Origin of the sequence: Vibrio sp. 10N.247.310.98 (assembly GCF_041467395.1) — a bacterium.
GTDB lineage: Bacteria > Pseudomonadota > Gammaproteobacteria > Enterobacterales > Vibrionaceae > Vibrio > Vibrio crassostreae_C.
In genome coordinates this window covers 1-22,489 of sequence record NZ_JBFSUL010000002.1, presented here as the reverse complement: position 1 = coordinate 22,489, position 22,489 = coordinate 1, and the positions used below count along the sequence as shown (strand labels likewise).

9 protein-coding genes are annotated in these 22,489 nt (G+C 45.0%); 7 read left to right on the top strand and 2 right to left on the bottom strand.

Annotation, left to right across the window (positions count from 1 at the left end; all coding sequences use genetic code 11):
- The first annotated feature begins 355 nt into the window (after positions 1 to 355).
- The 3 genes from proV to proX are packed head-to-tail and all read left to right on the top strand — an operon-like array spanning position 356 to position 3,641.
- Complete coding sequence (gene proV, locus AB6E78_RS00965) at positions 356 to 1,543, top strand: glycine betaine/L-proline ABC transporter ATP-binding protein ProV (RefSeq protein WP_048614446.1); 1,188 nt, start codon at positions 356 to 358, stop codon at positions 1,541 to 1,543.
- A gap of 3 nt (positions 1,544 to 1,546) precedes the next feature.
- Positions 1,547 to 2,641, top strand: a complete 1,095-nt coding sequence (gene proW / locus AB6E78_RS00960) for a glycine betaine/L-proline ABC transporter permease ProW (RefSeq protein WP_372132431.1) — start codon at positions 1,547 to 1,549, stop codon at positions 2,639 to 2,641.
- Entirely contained in the window at positions 2,634 to 3,641 is a 1,008-nt protein-coding gene (proX, locus tag AB6E78_RS00955) for a glycine betaine/L-proline ABC transporter substrate-binding protein ProX (RefSeq protein WP_017065372.1), read from the top strand. Before proW ends, proX begins: the two co-directional genes overlap by 8 nt.
- 204 nt (positions 3,642 to 3,845) lie before the next feature.
- On the opposite strand, the gene AB6E78_RS00950 is transcribed toward proX, so the two are convergent.
- Positions 3,846 to 4,220, bottom strand: coding sequence for a nuclear transport factor 2 family protein (locus AB6E78_RS00950; protein WP_136979689.1), 375 nt, complete (start codon positions 4,218 to 4,220; stop codon positions 3,846 to 3,848).
- A gap of 141 nt (positions 4,221 to 4,361) precedes the next feature.
- Between AB6E78_RS00950 and AB6E78_RS00945 the strand changes: the two genes are divergently transcribed.
- Positions 4,362 to 5,228, top strand: coding sequence for a LysR family transcriptional regulator (locus AB6E78_RS00945; RefSeq protein WP_017060339.1), 867 nt, complete (start codon positions 4,362 to 4,364; stop codon positions 5,226 to 5,228).
- A 28-nt stretch (positions 5,229 to 5,256) separates the two neighbouring features.
- Here AB6E78_RS00945 and AB6E78_RS00940 read toward each other — a convergent pair whose 3' ends face one another.
- Positions 5,257 to 7,116, bottom strand: coding sequence for a helix-turn-helix domain-containing protein (locus AB6E78_RS00940; RefSeq protein WP_372132435.1), 1,860 nt, complete (start codon positions 7,114 to 7,116; stop codon positions 5,257 to 5,259).
- A 306-nt stretch (positions 7,117 to 7,422) separates the two neighbouring features.
- On the opposite strand from AB6E78_RS00940, the gene AB6E78_RS00935 reads away from it, so the two are divergent.
- The 3 genes from AB6E78_RS00935 to AB6E78_RS00925 are packed head-to-tail and all read left to right on the top strand — an operon-like array spanning position 7,423 to position 22,371.
- Entirely contained in the window at positions 7,423 to 17,817 is a 10,395-nt protein-coding gene (locus tag AB6E78_RS00935; RefSeq protein ID WP_372132444.1) for a hypothetical protein, read from the top strand.
- Between the two features lie 27 nt (positions 17,818 to 17,844).
- Positions 17,845 to 21,360: a hypothetical protein gene (locus tag AB6E78_RS00930; RefSeq protein WP_372132438.1), complete on the top strand. Its 3,516-nt coding sequence runs from the start codon at positions 17,845 to 17,847 to the stop codon at positions 21,358 to 21,360.
- 60 nt (positions 21,361 to 21,420) lie between these two features.
- Positions 21,421 to 22,371 carry an OmpA family protein gene (locus AB6E78_RS00925; protein ID WP_372132441.1) on the top strand — a complete coding sequence of 317 codons (951 nt, stop codon included), beginning with the start codon at positions 21,421 to 21,423 and terminating at the stop codon, positions 22,369 to 22,371.
- Positions 22,372 to 22,489: the final 118 nt, after the last annotated feature.

Genomic DNA, 22,489 nt, shown 5'->3' with positions numbered 1-22,489 from the left:
AAAGCTTAATAAATAGTTCGTATTCGAATTGTTTGTGCACGAACTAATTATGGCTTTTGTTGGTTCATTCAGCCTATTAATTACTCTAATGTAAAATTAATATTCAATAATCTACGACTACGTAATACATAATATTGGCCGTACGCTTATCTAATTTATCCCTTTTATTATCAGTAGCTTGCTTTGTTTTTGCTTATTTTTTGGTCTTGTTGTTGCTGGTCTGGTTTCAGTCTGTTGCCTTGTTTTACCGAGCGAAGAACCTTGATTTACACGTGTCAATTACTTAGAGTGCTAATTGTTTTTCGGGTTTAAATAACCAATTTAAGTTTAAATAACTGAGAAAGGATTAGATTACATGGATCCCATACTGGAAGTTAAGGGACTGTACAAGGTGTTTGGTGAAGACACCGACCGTGCTTTTACAATGATTAATGAAGGCGCAAATAAAGATAAAGTTTTCGAAGAAACAGGGCTAACGATCGGCGTTAACGATGTTTCTCTTAGTATCCAAGAAGGCGAGATTTTCGTCATAATGGGACTGTCAGGATCTGGCAAATCAACCCTAGTACGCCTTCTTAACCGCTTGATCGAACCAACCAAAGGCAATGTGCTTCTTCGAGGCAAAGACATTGCCCACATCTCAGAAGATGAACTCCGCGAAGTTCGCCGCAACAACATCTCGATGGTTTTCCAAAATTTCGCTTTGATGCCGCATATGACGGTCATCGAGAATGCCGCATTTGGTCTAGAGCTTGCGGGTGTTGAAGTTGAGCAACGAAAGCAGTCAGCACTTGAAGCACTTGAACGTGTTGGCCTTGGCGCATATTCAGAATCTTACCCAGATGAACTATCTGGTGGTATGAAGCAGCGTGTTGGTTTGGCTCGTGCACTAGCATGTGACCCAGATATCTTGTTGATGGATGAAGCGTTCTCGGCGCTCGATCCTTTGATTCGTACAGAAATGCAAGATGAGCTTATTCGCCTTCAAAATGACGATAAACGAACCATTGTTTTTATCTCGCATGATTTGGATGAAGCGATGCGTATCGGTGACCGAATTGCGATTATGCAAAATGGCGAAGTGGTTCAAGTAGGTACTCCAGACGATATTCTTAATAACCCAGCCAACGATTATGTCGAAGCTTTCTTCCGCGGTGTGAACGTGGCAAGCGTGCTTACTGTGAAAGACATTGCGCGTAAGAAGCCAGCCGCGGTATTTAAAAAATCAGAACACGATGGCCCGGCGTCCGCTCTGCAAATTTTAATGGATAACGACCGCGAATACGGCATCGTAGTTGAGAAGAGCAGCCGTTACTCCGGCATTGTCTCTATTGACTCGCTTCGTAAAGCTCACAAAGAGAACAAATCACTCGTCAGCGCGCAGCTCGATGATGGATTAACGCTGAACCCTGATTTACCAATCAATGATGTGCTTGGCCTAGTTGGTGGTGTGCCTTACTCAGTGCCTGTTGTGGATGAGCAAGGTAATTACTTTGGCGTGGTAACTAAGTCACGACTGTTACAAACATTGGATAAGGGGTAGATCATGTCGTCTGAACAAACAAATAATGCCCCATGGTCTCAATCGGCTCCTGCAGCTCAACCTGCAAGTGATCCTTGGGGTCAAGCAGCTGATACCTCACCATCAGCAGATTGGTTAAGCAGCGAAACAGTTGAAGCGACACCTTTTGATCCACTGAACCCTTTTGCAGAGGCAGTTTTGCCTGTCGACACTTGGGTAGAGTCTGGACTGAATTGGTTAGTTGAGCACGGACGCCCATTATTTCAAGCGATCCGTGTGCCTATCGATTTTATTCTAAGTTCATTTGAAACGTCGTTGGTGTCTACGCCAGCCCCATTCATGTTGATCATTCTGTTTTTAGTCGCATGGCAGTTTTCAAACTTGAAGCTTGGCGTTGCAACGGCCGTATCTTTGACTTTCATTGGCCTGATTGGTGCTTGGTCTGAAGCAATGACCACACTGTCACTGGTCATGACATCCGTATTCTTTTGTCTATTGATTGGCTTACCCATGGGTATATGGCTCGCCCGAAGTAACACGGCAGCCAAATTCGTGCGCCCAATTTTGGATGCTATGCAAACCACACCAGCCTTCGTTTATTTAGTACCGATCGTAATGTTGTTTGGTATCGGTAACGTTCCGGGTGTAGTAGTGACCATCATATTCGCACTTCCTCCTGTTGTGCGTTTGACCATCTTGGGTATTCAGCAAGTACCGGAAGAATTGATCGAAGCGGGTCACTCATTCGGTGCAAGCAAAAAGCAGATGCTTTACCGAATTCAACTGCCACTTGCATTGCCAACTATCATGGCGGGCGTGAACCAAACACTGATGTTGTCGCTATCTATGGTGGTTATCGCATCAATGATTGCGGTAGGCGGTTTAGGTCAAATGGTACTGAGAGGTATTGGCCGTTTAGATATGGGACTGGCCGCTGTTGGTGGCTTAGGTATCGTTATCTTAGCCATTTTATTAGACCGCATCACCCAAGTACTGGGTGTCAACGCTGGTAATACAAAATTACGCTGGTATCGCATGGGACCTGTTTCCCTTGTACTGAATGTACTTAATCGCGGTAACAAATCAGAACTTCAATTAAGGAAAAACACTAATGAATAATTCATGGAAGAGTAAACTCGCAGTAAGCATCGTTTCTACATTAGCGGTATCGACTAACGTGTGGGCAGCAAGCCTACCGGGTGAGGGCGTATCAGTTCAGCCTGTTCAATCGTCTGTAGCGGAAGAGACGTTCCAAACATTGATCGTTAACCGTGCTCTAGAAGAACTGGGTTATGACGTGAAATCAACTCAAGAAGTGGATTACAACGTAGGTTACACTTCAATTGCAAAGGGTGATGCAACGTTCCTAACAGTAGGTTGGTTCCCGCTTCATGCTGACAAATACACAATGGCTGGTGGTGATGAGAAATTCTACCGTGAAGGCCAATATGTAAGCGGCGCTGCTCAAGGTTACCTAATTGATAAGAAAACGGCTGAAAAGTACAACATCACTAACATTGGTCAATTAACCGATCCAAAAATCGCGAAGCTGTTTGATGCGGACGGTGATGGTAAAGCAGATCTAACAGGCTGTAACCCAGGTTGGGGTTGTGAGATGGTGATTGAACATCAACTTTCAGCGTTCAAACTGGACGATACGGTGACTCACAACCAAGGTAACTACGCTGCAATCATCGCAGACACGATTTCTCGTTACCAAAAGGGTGAATCAATCCTTTACTACACATGGACACCTTACTGGGTAAGTGGCGTACTGGTGCCTAACGAAGATGTGGTTTGGTTAGAAGTACCTTTCTCAGCACTTCCTGGCGAACGTTCGAACGTGGATACGACGTTATCTAACGGTAAAAACTACGGCTTCGAAATGAACTCAATGCGCATCATCGCTAATAAAGAGTTTGCGAAGAACAACCCATCAGCAGCGAAGCTTTTCGAAATCATCAAACTTAACATCAATGATGTAAGTGCTCAGAACATGATGATGAGTAAAGGTAAGAACAGCTCTGCGGATATCGAAGCGCACGTAAACGGTTGGATCAAAGCGAACCAAAGCACGTTCGATGGTTGGATTACAGAAGCGAAGAAAGCAGCACTGTAACTTTGACTTGTATTTGTTCTGTCTTACCAGACACTTTGATTTGAAATGATGAGCGTGTTGAGTGATTGTGTAGAGTCACTCAATCACCTTCAAACCAAGTGAAAGGGCGACAAGAGTGAACATTATAAAGCCAGCAGTCCATTTGGATTGCTGGCTTTTTGTTTTCTGTTTCTATTTTTGAGCTTCTAGCTGTTAATTACAGCTCTAGCGTTCGCCTTGAACTTCGAAGTTGTCGCTGACTAAGCGAGCGCAGCCATCGGCTTCAAGTGCCCAGTGTTCATGATGTACAACGCCAAACGCTTTGTTCATTGTCCAACTCGCGGTAAGAATGTAACCGCCGTCTGGGTGCTCTTCCCATTTCACGTCAGTGTAATCAACGTCTTTGAAGCCTTGGTCTATGATACCTTGCCAGAATGCTTGAATCGCTTCACGACCTTCAAAAGTACCAAATGGACGAGCTTCCATTACGCAGTTCTCTGTATATTGGTCTGCACAACCTTTCGCGTCTTGGTTGTTGAATGCTTTTTGCCATGCGTTAATGCCTTGCTTACACGCTTCTAATACTTGATTGTTTGACATTGTTTTCTCCATAACAGTCTTCTTTGAAACACTGTGTTTTTGATTGGGTTATCTCGATAAGTTGAATACAGTTTAGCTTTGGTAATTAACTTGAAAAACAGAGATAATAGAAAATACTGTTTGTAAAAAGAGAACAATAAGATGAGTAAGCTAAAGCAGATGTCGATTTTCGCTCATATCGTAGAGCAGGGTTCAGTCTCGGCTGCGGCTGAAAAGTTAGAGTTGTCTAAATCTGTCGTCAGTCAACATCTCAAAATTCTAGAACAAGAGTTAGGCGCCTCTCTCCTTAAACGCACAACACGAAGACAAACTTTGACAAGCATGGGTGAGCGCTTTTATTTGAGTTGCAAAGACATCAATGTGATCGCTGAATCGGCTTGGGATATGGTAAAAGCCGAGCTAGAAGAGCCACAAGGCCGGATTCGTATCACAGCTCCGAATGCCTTGATGGATTTATTGGTAGCGCCTGTTATTGCCGAACTGATGAAACAATATCCGAAGTTAAAGCCAGAACTGATAAGCGACGATCAGCATTTAGACTTCATGGAGCACGATATTGATCTCGCGGTACGAGTGGGCAGTTCTCGTGACAGTAACTTAAAGCAGAAGAGGTTAGGTGAGTTTAAAGATGTGTTATGTGGCGTTGAAAGCATGCGTGAACGTGAGCTTGAATCGATTCCTTACATTGCAAACTCTTGGCAGGGAAAGCAGGTGACTCATCATTTTAGTTCTCAAACTGAGCAGGACTTTGTCTACCAACAGCAAGCTAGTTGCGTCACCAATTCGTTCCACAGTTGCCTTGCACTGATTAAATCAGGTGTTGGTATCGGTGTGATTCCAGATTTCTGCATTCCTCAGTTATTTGGTGATGTTGTCGACGTGCTGCCAAGCTTTGAATTACCCACCAACACGGTTTATGCGCTAAACCCATTTGCTTCAAATACGCCTATCGCCATCAAGCTGTGTATCCAAGCGTTGGAAGAAAAGCTTAAGCAGAATTTAGTATAAGCTTTCTATCGTTGGTAAAATCCGGTGCTTAACCATATTTACTAATAAAAGAAATAACATGTTTATTACTCAGTAATTCGATCTTGTCGATAGTCAGTACGCAATAGCGGTAGTTTTTGTTTTTGAAGGTGATGTTCGACTTTTGTTCTGTTGGTTCTGAAAACTTCCATATTTCAAATCCAAGGTTTTTCATCAGCTCCAATGCATTTGGGTTTTTGATCATCATAGAGAATTTCTTGATCTTAGTATTGCTTGCAAGAAGCTTCATATCGGAAATCAGGTTCGCAATAGATTGTTCGCGCTTCTCAGAGTGACCGCTAACCACAATGTAATTTAAGTTCTGGTTAGAATCTAAAGAGCAAGCTTGCTTAATATGTAGATGCTTATTTTGGTATTGCTCGAACACCTCTTCGTTGAAGAAAAAACCTAGGCTATGGCTAACAATATCGCCCTTAACATCGACCATTTTTCTGCCATGCGCCTTTTTTTCACTGCAATAGAGAAACAGATCTATGGTATCAAGGGCTGAAGGATCCATCTTTGTATATTGTGAAATCAGCTTTATTCTATCTATTACTGCTTTGTCATTCTGATCTGTCATTAGTGGCATGATCTGACAGTCGCAGCCTTCTTCTATCTCCCCTTTAGTGATAGATGATATTCGGCTTTGAAACGAAAAGAACCTCTCACGAAGGAAGTCTTCAAGTAGTGCACTGTCTTCGTTATCTTCTGAATCAAAGGATTTCAACGTTGTATACAAGTCCAGACCAAGGGAGTCCAATAGCTTTAGGGCTTTGTAATTACTTGGCTTTACTTTGCTATTTTCCCATCGATTTATCGTTACGACATCTACAGAGCTGAATTCATCATCTAAGTGATTAATGTATGCCGCAAAATCCTTTTGCGTTAACTTCAATTTCTTGCGCGCTTCGCGCAGTAATTGCGGAAATTTCATCATGGCAGAATATTCATCTTTGATTAGTGACATTACGTTCCGATTCGTCAGATAGTCTATTTTATCAATCGTTAATATACAGTAGCTATAATATTTATTTTTGAATGTAATATTACATTTTTTAGCAGAAGGTTCTGAAAATTTAAATACTTCAAACCCCACGCCCTTCAAGAGTTTCATCATGTTGGGGTCTTTTACTAAAACAGAATATTTTTTAATGTTTTTGTTCTGAGAAAGTAACTGTATATCTGAAACTATATGCTCAATAACATGATCTTTTGTCTCTGAGTGTGAGCTTATATTAAAATAATTTATGCTTTTGCTTGAATTTAAAGAGCAGGCCATTCTTAGATCTAGCTCTTGAGTTTTTAATGTTTCAAATTGATGGTCTTCAAAGAAAAAGCCTACGTTGTGACTCACAATGTCACCATCTACATTGATCAGCTTGTGACCATGTGCTTTTTTCTCACAGTAGTAGAGATATAAATCAATTTGGTCCAGTGGCGAAATATCGACTTTTGTGAATTTAGAAAGTAGTTTGATTCTGTCGATAACGCCAGTGTCACACGGCTCTGACATTAAAGGCCGTGACTTAAAGTTGCGTTTGCCTTGTTGTTGATTCAGGCCTGATAGAGCTGAAATTCTACTTTGAAATGAGCCATAGGATTCGTTTAAAAACAGTTCGATTAGTGTGTCTTTTTGTTCGGATTTAAAGCTCTTTATTGTCTCAAACAAATCTCCGCCAAGGTACTGTAAGATCTTGAGTGCTTTGTATGTACTAGGCTTTACCTTACTGTTTTCCCAACGATTTATCGTTACGACGTCAACCGCATTAAACTCGTCGTCCAGCTGATTTAAGTAGGTTGCAAACTCTGTTTGTGTAAATTGAAGTTCCTTTCTGAAGTTACGTAACAACTGTGAAAACTCACTCATTAAAACATTAACCTTCTGATAATTAACTCAATGTCTTGATTCTAATTTAGACATCAGATTCTCTATTTAACATCTTCAGTAATTTGTTTTTTACAGATGTTAATTGTTCGGATTATTTGAACTGTATGTTGCGCATGTCCCTAATAGGCTAAGTGCCAAATTAGTGACGTCAAATCTATGGCTTTTTGCCTAGACACTTGTCAATCTAATGTGAAGTGCGCGTTAATGTTCAGATACAACCTTGCCTTTTTCTTATCTATTTTATTGATTCCATTTGCCTCCTATGCGGACACAACGGGTCTTGTTATGGATCTGTCTGTTGACAGTGCGTCTTATGACAACGACCAAGAGGTGGCTTATACGCTTGTTTTAACGAATGAGTCGGATAAAGCTATTGCTGAGTTGGACGTTAAGGATGAGCTGTTAAATATCTTAACGACAGATGACCAAGGGAATAATGTCAGCGCGTTCTCGCAAGTCTCGACTCAAGCGCAATCCTCCTTCCTGTCATCTCCAGGTGATTACAGTCGCTTCGGAAACTTAGATGCATCAGGTGTGCGTATTGCGGCTGGTGGGTCGGTGACCTACACCATGGTCGCCACCGTTTCTGCTGACGCAGCCGGTACGATTGATAACGTCGCAAGTGCGAGCACTGGACTATTGGATGCTGTTGAATCAAATACAGAATCCATTCAGCGTGGTGTGTACCAACATGATGTTGTTGTTTCAGTCGATAAGACGAACTATCAACTCAATAACAAACTCACCTACAAGATTAAGGTTTCGAACACTGGCGATACGTTTATTCAGACGATCGACGTTCAAGATGTCATTTCAGACATAAAGGCACTCAATATTGAAGGGGCTTTGCAACAAGCCTTTACTGACAACGTTAACTCAGTAAGCAAGGTTGAAGGCAGCAAAAGCGATCCAGGCACCTTCGCCGAATCAGGGGACTTATCAGTAAGTGCTGCGTCGATTGATATAGGCGGTTCTGTGACTTACGAAATTCAAGCGACCGTTGCCGACAATTTAGTCGGCGACATTGTTAATGACGGTATAACCGCTGAAACACGCGATGACTTGGTCACAGTTGATGAGGTTATCACTCCACCCACTGAGCCTAGTATCACCCTGACACATACCTTGAACCAATCGGATAACTACCTAGTCGACGATGAGTTTTCCTATACGGTCACGGTTGCTAACCAAGCAAACACTGGTATCGCATACCATTATTCGGTTCAGCAGTTTCTTGCGGATCTTGAAACCGATCTAGGCAACGATGTCAGCAACGAAAAGAACGCAACTGACACGGTTGGTAACCCTTACGATTTTTGGACCAATGAAGTGACCTCGATCGGTTCTAATAGCCTTTCTGAACTCAATGCATCTGGAAAGGAGTCCAACAAGTCACTAGAAGACAAAGTGTCTATCTATCCCGGTGAGCAGATTGTTTATTCCGTTGTGGTGGACGTTAGCCCTGTGTCTATTGGTCAAATTCCCCAAGTTGCAGCCCGAGTGGTTGATGCTGATGGCCACGCAGATTCTGGCGATGCTTTGGCCAATATTCTCGATTCGAAAGACGTTCTGACGACGTCATCAAGTCAAATTACACGTAATAAGAACACCACAGATACGACTTATGTTCCGGGGATAGTCGGTGATAACGAAGTGGTCTATGACATTGTTATTTCTAACAAGGACACAGAGTTCTTCGCCAACGATATCGAAGTTGTCGATAAATTTGCTTGTATCGTGACAGAGCAAGCGGATGGCTCTAATGCTTCAGCATTTTCCGAGTGGAAGCTTGAAGTCACTGATAGAAGTGGTGACGGATCGAACTATGGTTCATTTAATTACAATACTTGGACAACAAACGACATCAATTTGAAAGTCGACCTCGCACCTGAAGGCTACGTTCATTATAAGCTGACCGCAAAAGTGGCAGACACCAGTGTGGGTCAGATTGTTGATGATGGTACCGATGCGGGCTTGTGTTTAGGGGATAACTTAGGCGAGTCGGGCTCTGGCGTTCAAATGCCAAACTCGAAATTAAAAGTCCAAAAGGAAGTGGATTCTCGTTACTACTCAGCTGGCGGTACTCTGAACTACGACATCACGGTAGAGAATAACGGTGACGGCTACGCGATTGATGTACCGGTTTATGATGATTTAGTCTCTGTCATGACTCAGTCTATTAATGATACACCGACTAAAGCGTATTTGAGCTGGGTTATTACTGCGAAATCCTATGCCTCTGACGGCTCAATTTCGACAAACAGTGATCCCGGCTTTACTGGTCAAATTGAAGGTAATCAAAGCAATAAACTTATCCTGGACGAGAAGGCTAAGTTGGCCCCACACGATAAGATCGTTTATAGCATTGCAGCGATCGTAAACCCCATTGCCGATGATGAAATCCGTAATGAAGTGACGGTCGACAGCGTGCTTTATTCCGACAGAGGCTCATACCCACGAGATTACTACTTAGTATTGGATAAGCGTGTTGATGGTCATAACGAACAAAACGCGTATACCGACACCACCAATACTGTCACTTATACGATCAGCATTACCAACCCAGCAGGGAACGGTTTCGCCTCTAACATCAATGTCAAAGATGAAATCAGCACCATAGAAGCTGAGCTCCTTCACGAGCCGGGTGAAACCAAGCCCGTGTTCTCATCGTGGACGATCAGTGCAGAAAGAGAGGCAGACTCTCCGTGGGTGAAAGCCGTGACTGACCCTGGATCGTTCTCGGATAACAATGATCTGGATGCCACCGCTCAGATCCCGCCAGGTGCGACGATTACTTATACCATTGTTGGGACACTCGATCGCAGTGTCGACAGTGAGATTCTTTGGGGAGCATTCACCAATACCGCAACAGTGACGGGACCAGATACTAATCTATCGGATACGGTACGCACCTATCCTAGTGAACCTAATCTTGTAGTCGCTAAGACAGCTCAAAATACCGACTTTGTTGTAGGTGAGCGCGCTACGTTCGATATTTACATCTATAACCGCGGTGTTGGCTATGCAAATGACGCAACGGTACAAGATAGTATTTCGGCGCTTAACTTCTTTAATAGCTGGACAATTGTAGGTTCGACCAACACCGATAAACCGGGTTCTCGTTACGGTGACATTGCTAACGACACTGACATCGATACCGACGTTGACATCACTCCCGGAGGGTGGGTTCACTATGAGGTGAGCGGCATTGTTAAGTCTGACTATGAAGAAGAACAAGTATCCAACCGTGTTGATGTTTACGACCCTATCACGGACCGTGACCACAGCTCTTCTGCACAAATAGATAACTCACACAGTACCTATGACATCAATGTTTCATTAGCCAAAACGACCGATGTTGTCCGCTACACGCCGGGTGAAGATCTCACCTACACCATCGTTATTGGCAATAACAGTGACACTGATGAGACCGATCTTATCTTCATGGATCGCCTGAGTGAGATCACTACTACGCTAGCGAATGATAAAGATGGTGAAGTAGAAGATGTTCTTAATCAAAACCCGTTTGACTATTGGTCTGTTGATACTGGCTCTGGTTTCGGCCCTCAAACGACTGAAGATGTGGAGTTCCCAGTTTCAATTCCGGCCAAAGACTTTGTCACGGTGCGTATTAAGGCGCATGTCAAAGACAATGCGGTATCTAACGGTGTAGCGGACAGAGACGGCGGCATAATCCGCAACGAAGCCGTGCTGATTCATGATGATAATGCCGGTTGTACTGACGATTGTGAGTATGCCAAACGTGCCGTGGCTGAAAACCATCAGGTACATAATAACGGCGGCGTTGTTCGCACTACTAACATTAACCGCTACTCTCCGGGAGATGAGTTGACTTATACCATTAGGTACAACTCTCAAGATGGACATGGTTATCGAAACAACGTAGACGTTAACGAACTGATTAATGACATATCAGTGGAGCTACAAGATGGCAATTCAGGTAATCCATTTTTCGATGATTCGGTAGGTTCAAACAAGTTTACGGTGGCGGTTGCTAAGAGCGATCCTGCGAACGCGGGTACAACAGATGGTACCAAAGACGGTGATGTTGCGAACGACACTGACATCGTAACCTCGATTGATATCGATGCTGGCGAAGACGTGACTTACACAGTAACAGGTACCGTAAGACCGGATGCGGTCGGTGATATTCATTATCGAGATACCGTCGTGATTCCCGATGGCTACCATTTAGATTTTGATAAAACGACTGATGAAGCGGTGTACGAGCCCGCTCAAACCGTGACCTATCACTTAGTGATTGAGAATGACGGCAAAGGTAACGCTCACGATATTCCAATCGTCGATAACCTCGAAGATATTACGGTCAGCTTATTGGATGGTAATACAGGACCAGCGTATTCAGATTGGACCATCACATCGATCGCAACTGGAACTGATTCTGAGTATGTGGATGCGGGCGCAGGTGCTGGCAATGTTTACACATCAACCAACAGTAACCTAAATGTTGAAGCCGATATTCCGATGGGCGCTAAGCTTGAGTACCAAGTTGTCGCGACCATCAATGACAAAGCCAATGGCGATGTTGTTAACGTTCTAACCGTCGATGGCGACACGATATCTCATAATATTTCGCAAACTGGTCGCAAAATTGATTACGAAAAAAACATTCTGGCTTACTACGACACGGATGGTAATGAGTTGGTTGGTGCTACCAATTACATGCCTGGCGGCTACATCGAGTATGAAATCCTAATCGAGAACATCGCATCGGCGCACGTTGATGACATTAGCCTGCGTGATGATATCGACCAGATAACGACTCAATACTACGATGGAACTCGCGGTTCGGCGTTTGATAGTTGGACGATTGAAACTTTCGCTGATGGATCGGGGATTTCAGATCCTGATGTAGATAACTCGATTAAAGACAATCAACCGATTGATACGCACTTTGATATATCGGCAGACAACTTTGGCGGTGTAGTATTGTCATCGTTTGTGCGTTACGTCATCAAGGCCAAAATCAGTCCGAAAGCAGTAGGTTCTTTCACTAACCGAGCGTACATCGATGAAGATGACGGAAATGAACTAATTGCCGTATCTCCACCTGCAAAGATGGCTGAGCCTGAAATTTCGTTCTCTAAGAAAGCATTTTATGACGCAGGCCTCTCCTCGGCAAAGACTGAGTATTCTCAAGTCGCTGGTGAAAGTGAGGTTTACTACCGAGTTCAAATTAAGAACACGGGTAATGGTATTGAGTATGGTTCTCGCCTTGAAGATACTATTTCTGCAATTCAGACTCGCATTGCAGAAGATGCCTCGACGTCTGGCACTGACCCTGTCGGCCAGCCATTTTTATCTGGTTGGGAAGTGCAGCTAGAAAAAACGGCAGCGGTAGGTTCGATTACAGACGCGGTTGACTTCGTTTCTGGTAATAACGTCAATATTGATAACGACATTGTTATCGCGCCTCAAGAAAGCCTAACGTTCACCATCCATGCTGAGATTCGTGAGGATGCGTTGGGCGATATTCAAAATAAAGCGACGTACGACGGTAGTGCTCGAACAGCGAATTTAATGCCACTAGGAAATAATATCAGTGTTGAGAAACGCGTGGTGTCGATTAACGGCAACCCGTTCAATGATGGGGATACCTATCTGCCGGGTGACGAAGTTGAGTATGAATTTGTGGTCACTAACACTGAAAACGGTTGGGCGAATGATATTCAAATCAAAGACACGGTAAAGGATATCCAAGTTGAGGTTATTGGCGGAACAATGGAGTCTGCCTTTGTTTCGGGCGATATCATTCACGAAATCAGTAATGGTATTGATGCCAACGTCGATACCTATGTTCCTAGCTATAACCCAAACAATAACCTGAATATTGAAACCGATATTGCCGCAGGTGAAATACTGACGTTTAACTTAACGGGTGTTATCCGTGATGACGCTTTGGGAACTATCGAAGCCAACCGAGTGACGGCAGAAAATGAGTCTGCGACGTCAGAAACTATCCCACCTCAAGAAGCTGAGCTCGACTATTTCAAAACCTTGGTGTATACCGATGGTGAATCGGCAGGGTGTTCTGTTCCTTCAAACGATGGCAGCGGTTGTACTTACGCACCACGTGGTGATGTTGAGTATCAAGTTACGTTAGATAACACAGGCGATAGCATCGCAAATGACGTGAGCGTTATTGATGCGATTCACACCATTAAAACCGAAGATGGCGATGATGCGTTCTCTAGCTGGACAACGGCTATTGCGGTTGAACCTGTTGGCACTTATGACGTGCAAGGTAACTACAACGGTAGCGTACCATTGAATGCAACTGTCGATCTTCGTCCTGGTGAGCGTATTGTGTTTGACGTGAAAGGCACCGTGTCGACTTCAGCGACAGGCACTATTACCAACACGGCGCAAGTGAACGGTGATAACACCAACGACATCGTACTTGATCCGGGCCGCTCGAATATCCTGATTGATAAATGGACGGATACGCCTGAGTACGTGCCGGGTGGAACAGTGAATTACTACATCGACATCACCAATGACGATGTGGATTCTGGCCTGTTTTCGATTCGTGACATCATCAGCGGCTTTGAAGTCGAAACCGTCGACGGCTCAATGAAAACGGCATTGACAGAATGGACGGTTGATTACGATGTGCTTTATAACTCGGCGCCGTCAGACCCTGACGCTAATGATTTCTCAGAGTTAGATAAGCTAGTTGGTCAAAACAGTCCAGACATCGATTTACCTGTTGAATCGATCAAGATGGCAGGGCGTGACGATGCCGGTACGGGTGGCGGTGATAAGTACACAGTTGTCCGTATTCACGTCCAAGGCAAGGTACGAGATGACGCGATTGGGCGCTTTACTAATACGGCTTATCTACGACATGGTTTGGACGATTCAAAGATTGCTCGCTTACGAGAAGGCTTTATCACTCCGAAGTCGGGTCAATTGGTTCTAACCAAAGAAACGACGCCAATTGCAGAACCTGATGCTAAGTATCAACCGGGTCAACCTATCTCATACAAGATCACCGTGGCTAACACAGGTGAAGGTTACCTTGTCGATCAAGTCCTGACGGATCGCATCGATACCATCATGACAGAGGTGGCTAACAGCCCAGATCAAGAGCAAGCGTTGACAGGTAATTGGATCATTAGCGACGAACAGCTTGATGGCAGTGGCGATCCAGCCCTGAACGCTCGCAAAGATGTGGTTAATAACGCACAGGGTTATAGTGCGACTTACAGCATTCACCCGGGTGACAGTTATTCATTTGTCGTGACCAACACTGTTAATGATAAGGCCAAAGGCGAGATCACTAACGTCGTTAAAGTTGATAGCGACGACGGTGAGCACTCTGCATACGCGACCTACATTCCAGAAGATGCGCAAGTTGAGATCACTAAAGATGTAGATAAAGCAGAGTACCTTCCGGGAGAAACACTTCAGTACACCGTGACCGTTAAGAATAACGGCTTAGGTTGGGCTGAAGATGTTGCTATTGAAGATGCGCTGAAGTCGGTTGAAACCACGATTGCAGGTGGTACGACTGAACAAGCTTTTGACCCTGCTTCAATCCAAATATCGGCGGTATCGACAACCGGTGAAACCCCAGTACCGGATGCAACCCGTGGTGAAGACCTTCATGAGACGCTCGATATTGCGCCTCAAGACAGTATTGTTTTCACTATTCAAGTTGCGACTAATCCGTTGGCGACAGGCGATATTACTAACATCGCATCAGCGACCTTTGACGGCACAACATTTGATGACAGTGCTACCAGTACACCAGTGTTGGCGACGGTTTCGGTCAAGAAGACGGTTGATACGCCATCGTATGAAGTAACCAAGCTGATTAACTACGACATCACCGTAACCAACAGCTCTGATGCGTTTGCATCTGGTGTTCAACTTCAAGACATCATCAGTGACATTCAAGTCGACACGACCGCGGATAAACAAGAGTCGGCATTCCTACTATGGGAAGTGAGCTTTGACGCCTCGGATGATCGCTCTGTTGTCACTCCCAAGACGTTCGACTTGAGTGAAGATATCGATGTGAGTATGGATGTGGCGCCACAAAGTACCGTGACATTCCATGTTAAGGCGTTGATTCGTACGACGGCGATTGGCGATATCAGTAACACGGCAACCATCACTTATAACGGAACACCACAAGACTCAACGGTAGTCATGACACCGAAAGACTCTGAGTTTGTTGCGACGAAAACTAACGTACAAACCGAGTATGAGCCGGGTGGTGAGCTGGAATTCTTGATTACCATTGAAAACACCTCTAACAACTACATCAGCGATTTAAGTGTTGTCGATGACATGAGCACGATAGAGGTGGGCTATTACGATGGTACCACTGGGCCTGCTTTTGTTGCTGGAACCACTTCTTTGGTTGTTGAGTCAACCACGGTAGGAACGACGACGGAGCAAATTAGCCCGATTGAGTACAGTGTGGATATTGCACCGCACGGCACAGTTGTGTTCCGCTCAAAAGGCACCGTAGTCGATACCGCGACCGGACACATCATTAATACTGCGCAAGTAGATGGCGGCGATGTTATCAGTCCTCCAGTTCAAACAGTTGCGGCTGTGGTTCAAGCTGAGCTGTTTACCGATGCCCCGTATTACGTGCCGGGAGAGCAGGTTGAGTATCACTTAGTGGTGCAAAACATAGGCCGAGGTATAGCCAAAGATGTCGCGCTTTACACCCAGTTCTCTGAATCCATGGGTGATCATATTGATGGTAATTTTAGTAATGCGTTTGATGAATGGACACTAACGGCAACATCAGAAGGGGCTGAAACTCAACCTGGCACCTTTGATGACGACAAAGACCTGTTCACCTTGGTCGACATATCGCCGGGCGGCAAGATTGATTACACGTTCACATTGACGGTCAACGAAGACATGCTGACTAATATCGATGTGCTTGGATACTACCTCGACTTAACTGGTAGCCCAGCGATGCGCGCTCGTTCTAAAGGCATGTTGGCCTCTGAAACCTCGATGCAGGCAGTGGCAGATCAAGTATCTGCTTTGGATTTGCCGCCAGTGGGTGCTGATCTGGTTGTTGAAAAACGTTCTGATAAGCCTGAATACACCGAAGATGACGACAGTGTCACTTATTACTTAGCCGTGACCAACAACGGTCAAGGTAACGCGGCTAATGTTCGTCTAACCGATGAGATCAGTGGACTACAAAACAGCACAGGTAATAAAGTCTTTATCGATTGGACAATTGAAGGTGTGGAAGTCGACGACTCGGGCGCGGTTATTCAGCGTCATTCTTTCCCGTCGAATAAAGACTTAGACACTACCGTTAACCTGAAATCCAACAAACGAAATGCTTACGCGTTTGAGGTCGTGGGTACGCTAGGTAAGGGCTTGGATGACGACATTACCAATACCTTTACGGCGACCGAATCTGACGGTACCGAAACCAGCGACAGTGTAACTACTCATATCAAGAAGATTCCTGATAATTCTGGAGAGTTGGAGCTGACCAAGTCTGCGTTGCAAGATACCGCGCAAGTGGGTGATGCGGTTGAGTACGAGATCATCGTTGAGAACAACAATGAATCTTACTTTAAGAACGTGACTGTGGAAGACCGTTACCCAGGTGGTCTGAAATACATCGTGGATACATCAGAAGTTGTGCTAAGCGGCATTGATGGTGAGTTCGGTACGGAAGACGATCAGGTTATCTCTCAAGATCCATCAGATACGGGCAAGTTAATGTTCACATCGTTGAACTTTGATCCGGGCGAGAAGCTGCGTATTCGTTACTTATTGCGTGTCTCGGTAGGTGCCACTTTTGGTGATTACATCAACACCGCAGTAGCGAAGGTTGATGGCTCGGCTGTTTCTAATGAAGACACCGCCAAAGTGACCATTGAGCCGGACAAGGTGTTCGATACCTCATCGATCATCGGTAAAGTTTTTGAAGATCATAACAAAGATGGATTCCAAGCTGATGCAACCGCGTTTGATGTTGAGCTAACTGCGAACTTAGCAACACAAGGCTACATCGCTGATTCGACGCACATCATTCGTGATGGTCAAGACGTTGCTATTCAAGATGGTGCGATAACCACTGCACTTGAACAAGGTTTGGAGCTTGGTGACCTTTGGGGACATTCAGTGAACCGAACACTGCCAGAAACCAGCAAAGTGGTGATTCAATTTAAAACTCGCACACAGCAAAGCTTTGATTTCTACGTCACAACCGATGCGGGCTCTCGTATCGAGTTCGACGCACAAGGTCAGATTCAGTTTAAGCATGAATCGGACAAGAAAAAGGGACTGAGCGCGGAAAACCTCAACGTAACCAGAAACCTGTATCGCGATGGCGAGGATTACCTGTGGGAAATCGTTATCGAGAACAAAGGTATTTACGAAGATGGTATTCCGGGCGTTAAGTTGATGACGGTTGAGGGAATCGTTATTTACACAGACCAGTACGGTCGTTACCACGTGCCCGACCAATGGGTACTCAATAAGAAAGGTAAGAACTTCCTCGTGAAGTTGGACACTGATTCGCTCTCCACCTCCATGGAAGTGGTGAGCGAAAACCCAAAAGTGTTGCGAATTACCCCGAACAAGCTCACCAAGTTCAACTTTAGCGTTCATCGCAAAGACCAACAAAGTGAACAGAAGTAAGCCATTGGAACCGTAACTGGAAATTGTATGAAAGTATTTAGTAAGTCTCGTTTAGCGACGTGTGTGTTAACGGCCATTCCTGTGATGGCGGTAGCGAAAGACACAGGTAAGCTTGAAAAACTCGGTTCTGAGACGACTGGCATTGAAATCACTAAGCCGAACCAAGACCAAGACAGTTCGCGTATTTACCTAGAACAAGGCGCTATTTGGGCAAGCCGTGACATCACTCGCTTTGACCCAGTATTAGATGTCAGTGTCAGCGATGAATTAGAAGTCGAACAAGGCACACTGCGTGACAGCGTCGGTTTCACCATTACCACCAACTACGGTTACTACATCAAAAAGTACCAATTGGAAGTGTACCGTGTGGGTGACTTTGGTTTGTCTGAACCCATCGCTGTACTTGGTGGCGATAAACTGGCGAACGACTCTGACATCAATTGGGATGGTCAAACTGATGTTGATTATCAGTTTGAGGTCGGTGAGCAGCTGATGTTCCGCCTAAAAGCGTGGGACAAAGATGGCAACATGGATGTGACCACCGTTGGTGTGACTGACTTAGTTAAGCCGGACTCTGAAGTCGATATCGACCGAAACGATAACGACGATGAAGAGAGCAAAGGTAAAAGTTACGGACAGGCAAAGCTGATGCGTCACAACATCCCGACCAATGCGGGCTTAGCCAAGTTCATTGGCACCGGTTTGAAAGGCGTTGATAAAGTCATCATCGGTGAAGATGAATTTGATGTCGAAGATGGCAACTTATACGCAGAGCAGTACTTACCAACAGATTCTTACATTTTCCCAACCAAGGTTGTGTTTGATAACGGTGATGAACGTCGTTACAAGCTTTACGTTCGTATTCCAGATACGTACTACGCACAAACTGGCTTGGCTGATCTTTATGTTGGTAAGAATAATGTGTCTGGTAATAGCGATGCATTAAGTGTCGATGACCAGTACCAAGATGACATCTACAACCAAGGTCGCTTAGCGTACTTTGGTCAGGGTAAATTTGGCGACAAACTTCGTGTAACGACTCACTTTGATACGCGAGAAAGTGAAATCAAAGACATGTTCAAACATCCGTTCGCCTCCGACGATTCGGATGTGTTCGATATCCTCGAAGACGACGATGAGCTTTATTACGGCAACTATGGCGATAGCTCAAATATCGAAAAAGTGGTCAACACCAAGGGCAAGGTTTACCTCAATGTTGAATACGATAAGTCTCAATACTTGTGGGGTAACTACAACACGGGTTTAACAGGCACCGAAAACAACGATTACAACCGCAGCCTCTATGGTTTCAAAGCTGATTATCGTACTCGCGATACTACACAATACGGTGAAGATCGTTTGAACGTGGTCGGTTTTACCGCAGAAGCTGATTCCTTGTATGCACACGATGAGTTCTTGGGTACAGGCGGCTCTCTGTACTTCCTTCGTCATGGTGAAGCGGTACCGGGAAGTGACAAAGTTTACGTAAAAGTAAAAGATGAATCTGGCCTAGTGCAGAATGAAATTCCACTTGAGCCGGGCGTCGACTATGACTTTGACCCGTACCAAGGTCGAATTATTTTGACCAAGCCACTGGACAACATCCTATCCGACAGCTTTGGCAGCGTGATTGAAAACGGAGACGACTACGAAAACTTTCTGGTTGTCGACTATGAGTATGTTCCACAAGGTTCAGATTCATTAGACGCGATGTCTTACGGTGGTCGTGCTAAAGGTTGGATCAACGATTACGTTGGTGTTGGCGTGACGTATGCAACTCAAGAAAAGGACAACCAAGACTACGAGTCTTACGGTACGGACTTAACGTTGCGTGCAACAGAAGGTACCTACATTAAGGCTGAGTTTGCACACAGTGAAGGCAGGCAAACCGAGTCGAATTTTGTCTCTGTTGATGGCGGCTTAACCTTTACGCCAATTGGCGACACATTGGAAGACCGCGAGGGCGACAGTGTCCAAATCACAGCTGTCACCAGCCTTTACGATCTTGCTCCAACCATTTTTGGTGCTGTTGGTAATGACCTGAAACTTTGGTATCGAGACAAAGACGCGGGATACAGCTACGCAAGCAGCAGCGATGATTTAGAGCAAGAGGCATACGGTGCTGAACTTCGTTTGCAAGCTACCGATCGCTTGGCGGTTCTCTCTCGCTTCTCGACCAATGAAGAGCGCGATGTCGATGGTAATCTAGAAACAGATACTGAAACGATTGAGATTGAGACTCAAGTTAAAATCACCGAGCACATTAAGGTTTCGGCGGCAGGGCAACAAACTGAAGAGCTTAACCAAAACGACGAGCACAGTGATGCCACCTTAGCGGGTGTGCGTTTGGAATACATGTGGGACAGTGAGAACAGCGTTTACGTCAAAGGGCAAAAGACCGTCGACCAGTCGGATGACTATGATGAAAACGACAGCGCGTCGATTGGTGCTGAATTCCAAGTGTTGGAAGACTTGTCTCTTGGTGGCGAATACACCGATGGCGACCGAGGCCAAGTAGCAGAAGCGACTGTGACTTACGATGTATCCGATGACCACTCAACCTACGTAACTTATGTAGATGATAACTACGAAGGCCAAAACAACGTGATTGTTGGTCAGCGTGCAGACCTGACTAGCAGTGTCGATTTCTACCAAGAGAACCAGTTTGTTGATGAAAACGATGGTCATGGCCGTATCGACTCGTACGGCTTTGGCTACGATGTGACGGAAGATGTCGAGATGGGGATCGGTTATCAGCTTGGGGAAATTGAAGATGACCAGAGCATCACCACAGAGCGTGAGTCCATCAGCTTCAATGCTTCAATTGACCTAGATGACATCACCCTAAGCCACAAATTTGAATATCGAGTGGATAAGAGTGAAGACGACCCTGACATCGCTCAGCGAGAGCTGCAACAAATCGTGACGACCAACCGTTACACGCATCACTTAACGGAAGAGTACACATTGTTCGGCAAGTACAACTACTCCATCACCGAAAGTGAAACAACGGGCGAAACCATGGCGCAATTCACTGAAGCGACCGGTGGACTAGCGTATCGTCCGATCTACAACGATCGACTCAACTTACTGAGCCGCTACACCTACATTGCAGATTTCGATCAACTGGATCGCGATGTGGATTATCAAGATGAAACCAGCCAGATCATTGAAGTTGAAGCGATCTATTCAATCGACCAACACTGGGACGTCGGTACTAAGTACGCCCATAAAGACAAACAGCAAGCTTTTGAACGAGCGTCTGGTTCGAATGAGTTGGTCAAAAGCGATATCGACCTATACGGATTAAGCGCTTCTTACCGCGTGATGAAAGAGTGGGATGTGACGGGTGAATACCACTGGAAAACAGACACTCTCAACGATGAGCTAGAACACGGTGCATTAGTTTCGGTGAACAAGCACATCGGCGAGAACTTCAAAATGGGGATTGGTTATAACTTCTCTGCGTTTGATAGTGACTTAACCAATGATGATGACTACGACGCATCTGGTGTGTTCATTAACTTAGTCGGTAAGATCTAAGCCTGCCCAAGTGGGTCGAAAGTTAAGAGTTGAGAATTCAAAGTGACAGTTAAGAGTAAGATGAAAACAATTATTTTCCTAATAAGCGCAGTGATGAGTACTTTGCTGCTTTCCGGCTGTGCAACCGACACCTATGTGAGTCAGGAGAACCGAGACAAGTTTGCTGGCATCGATGTGTCTAAGTTTTTAATAAGCGAGTGTTTGGCGCCAGAGCGTGAGGTGCACATCGCCATCGCAGAGCATTTTGCGTTTGATAAATATCAATTACGCGACCTCGACAAGATCAACTTAGATACCTTTGTTAAAGAGATCAGAGGCCTCGAAGGGCGCATCACGATTGTCGGCCATACTGATTTCAAGGGTTCTCTCGAATATAATGAGCGCCTTTCACAGCGCCGTGCTAAATCGGTCGCAGATTATTTGAAAGGGCAACTAGACCCAACGCAATATGACTGGGAAGTGAAACATCTTGGTGAGACTCAACCTCTTCTGTTTGGTAAGACAGATAAAGACCGAGCGGAGAACCGCCGTGCATTTATCGTGTTTGAAGAAGCTCAGAAGTACGAAGAGATGCCTTTCTGTGAGCCGCCAAAACCAGAACGTAAAGTTTATATGGCAATGACGCCGCACTTCGATTTCGATAAGTCAGTACTCAAGCAAGAAGACCTAACTCAGTTAGATGACTTCACAACTAAGTTGAGCGGCCTGCAAGGTAGCATAATGGTGGCAGGGCACACCGACCAAGCGGGTTCACTTTCTTACAATGAAAAGCTGGCAGAGCGCCGCGCAGAAACGGTGGTTGAATACCTCAAAACCAAACTCGACCCTAAGCAGTTCATCTGGGAAGTGAAGTCATTTGGTAAGTTGCAGCCTGCGATTAATGAACGCTCTGAAAAAGCCGATGCATTAAACCGCCGCGCGTTCATTGTGTTCAAAGAATCTGATATTACCGCCGAACAGCAAGCTCTTGCTGGCAGTGAACAAGAAGCGGTGAGCAGCGAGAGCGATTAGAGTTCACCGAAGAATAACGAATAGTTGCCTTTACAATAAAACGCAAAAAGCCCCATACGTTGGTAATGCCGTTCACTTAAGAGTGAACGGCATTTTTGTTCTTAGCATACCGTTGTGG

Bases quoted from the DNA above. Each gene is read 5' to 3' on its own strand.
- AB6E78_RS00935 (WP_372132444.1), top strand. From the start codon at position 7,423: ATGGATCTGTCTGTTGACAGTGCGTCTTATGACAACGACCAAGAGGTG.
- AB6E78_RS00950 (WP_136979689.1), bottom strand. From the start codon at position 4,220: ATGTCAAACAATCAAGTATTAGAAGCGTGTAAGCAAGGCATTAACGCA.
- AB6E78_RS00930 (WP_372132438.1), top strand. From the start codon at position 17,845: ATGAAAGTATTTAGTAAGTCTCGTTTAGCGACGTGTGTGTTAACGGCC.
- proW (WP_372132431.1), top strand. From the start codon at position 1,547: ATGTCGTCTGAACAAACAAATAATGCCCCATGGTCTCAATCGGCTCCT.
- proV (WP_048614446.1), top strand. From the start codon at position 356: ATGGATCCCATACTGGAAGTTAAGGGACTGTACAAGGTGTTTGGTGAA.
- proX (WP_017065372.1), top strand. From the start codon at position 2,634: ATGAATAATTCATGGAAGAGTAAACTCGCAGTAAGCATCGTTTCTACA.
- AB6E78_RS00940 (WP_372132435.1), bottom strand. From the start codon at position 7,116: ATGAGTGAGTTTTCACAGTTGTTACGTAACTTCAGAAAGGAACTTCAA.
- AB6E78_RS00945 (WP_017060339.1), top strand. From the start codon at position 4,362: ATGAGTAAGCTAAAGCAGATGTCGATTTTCGCTCATATCGTAGAGCAG.
- AB6E78_RS00925 (WP_372132441.1), top strand. From the start codon at position 21,421: ATGAAAACAATTATTTTCCTAATAAGCGCAGTGATGAGTACTTTGCTG.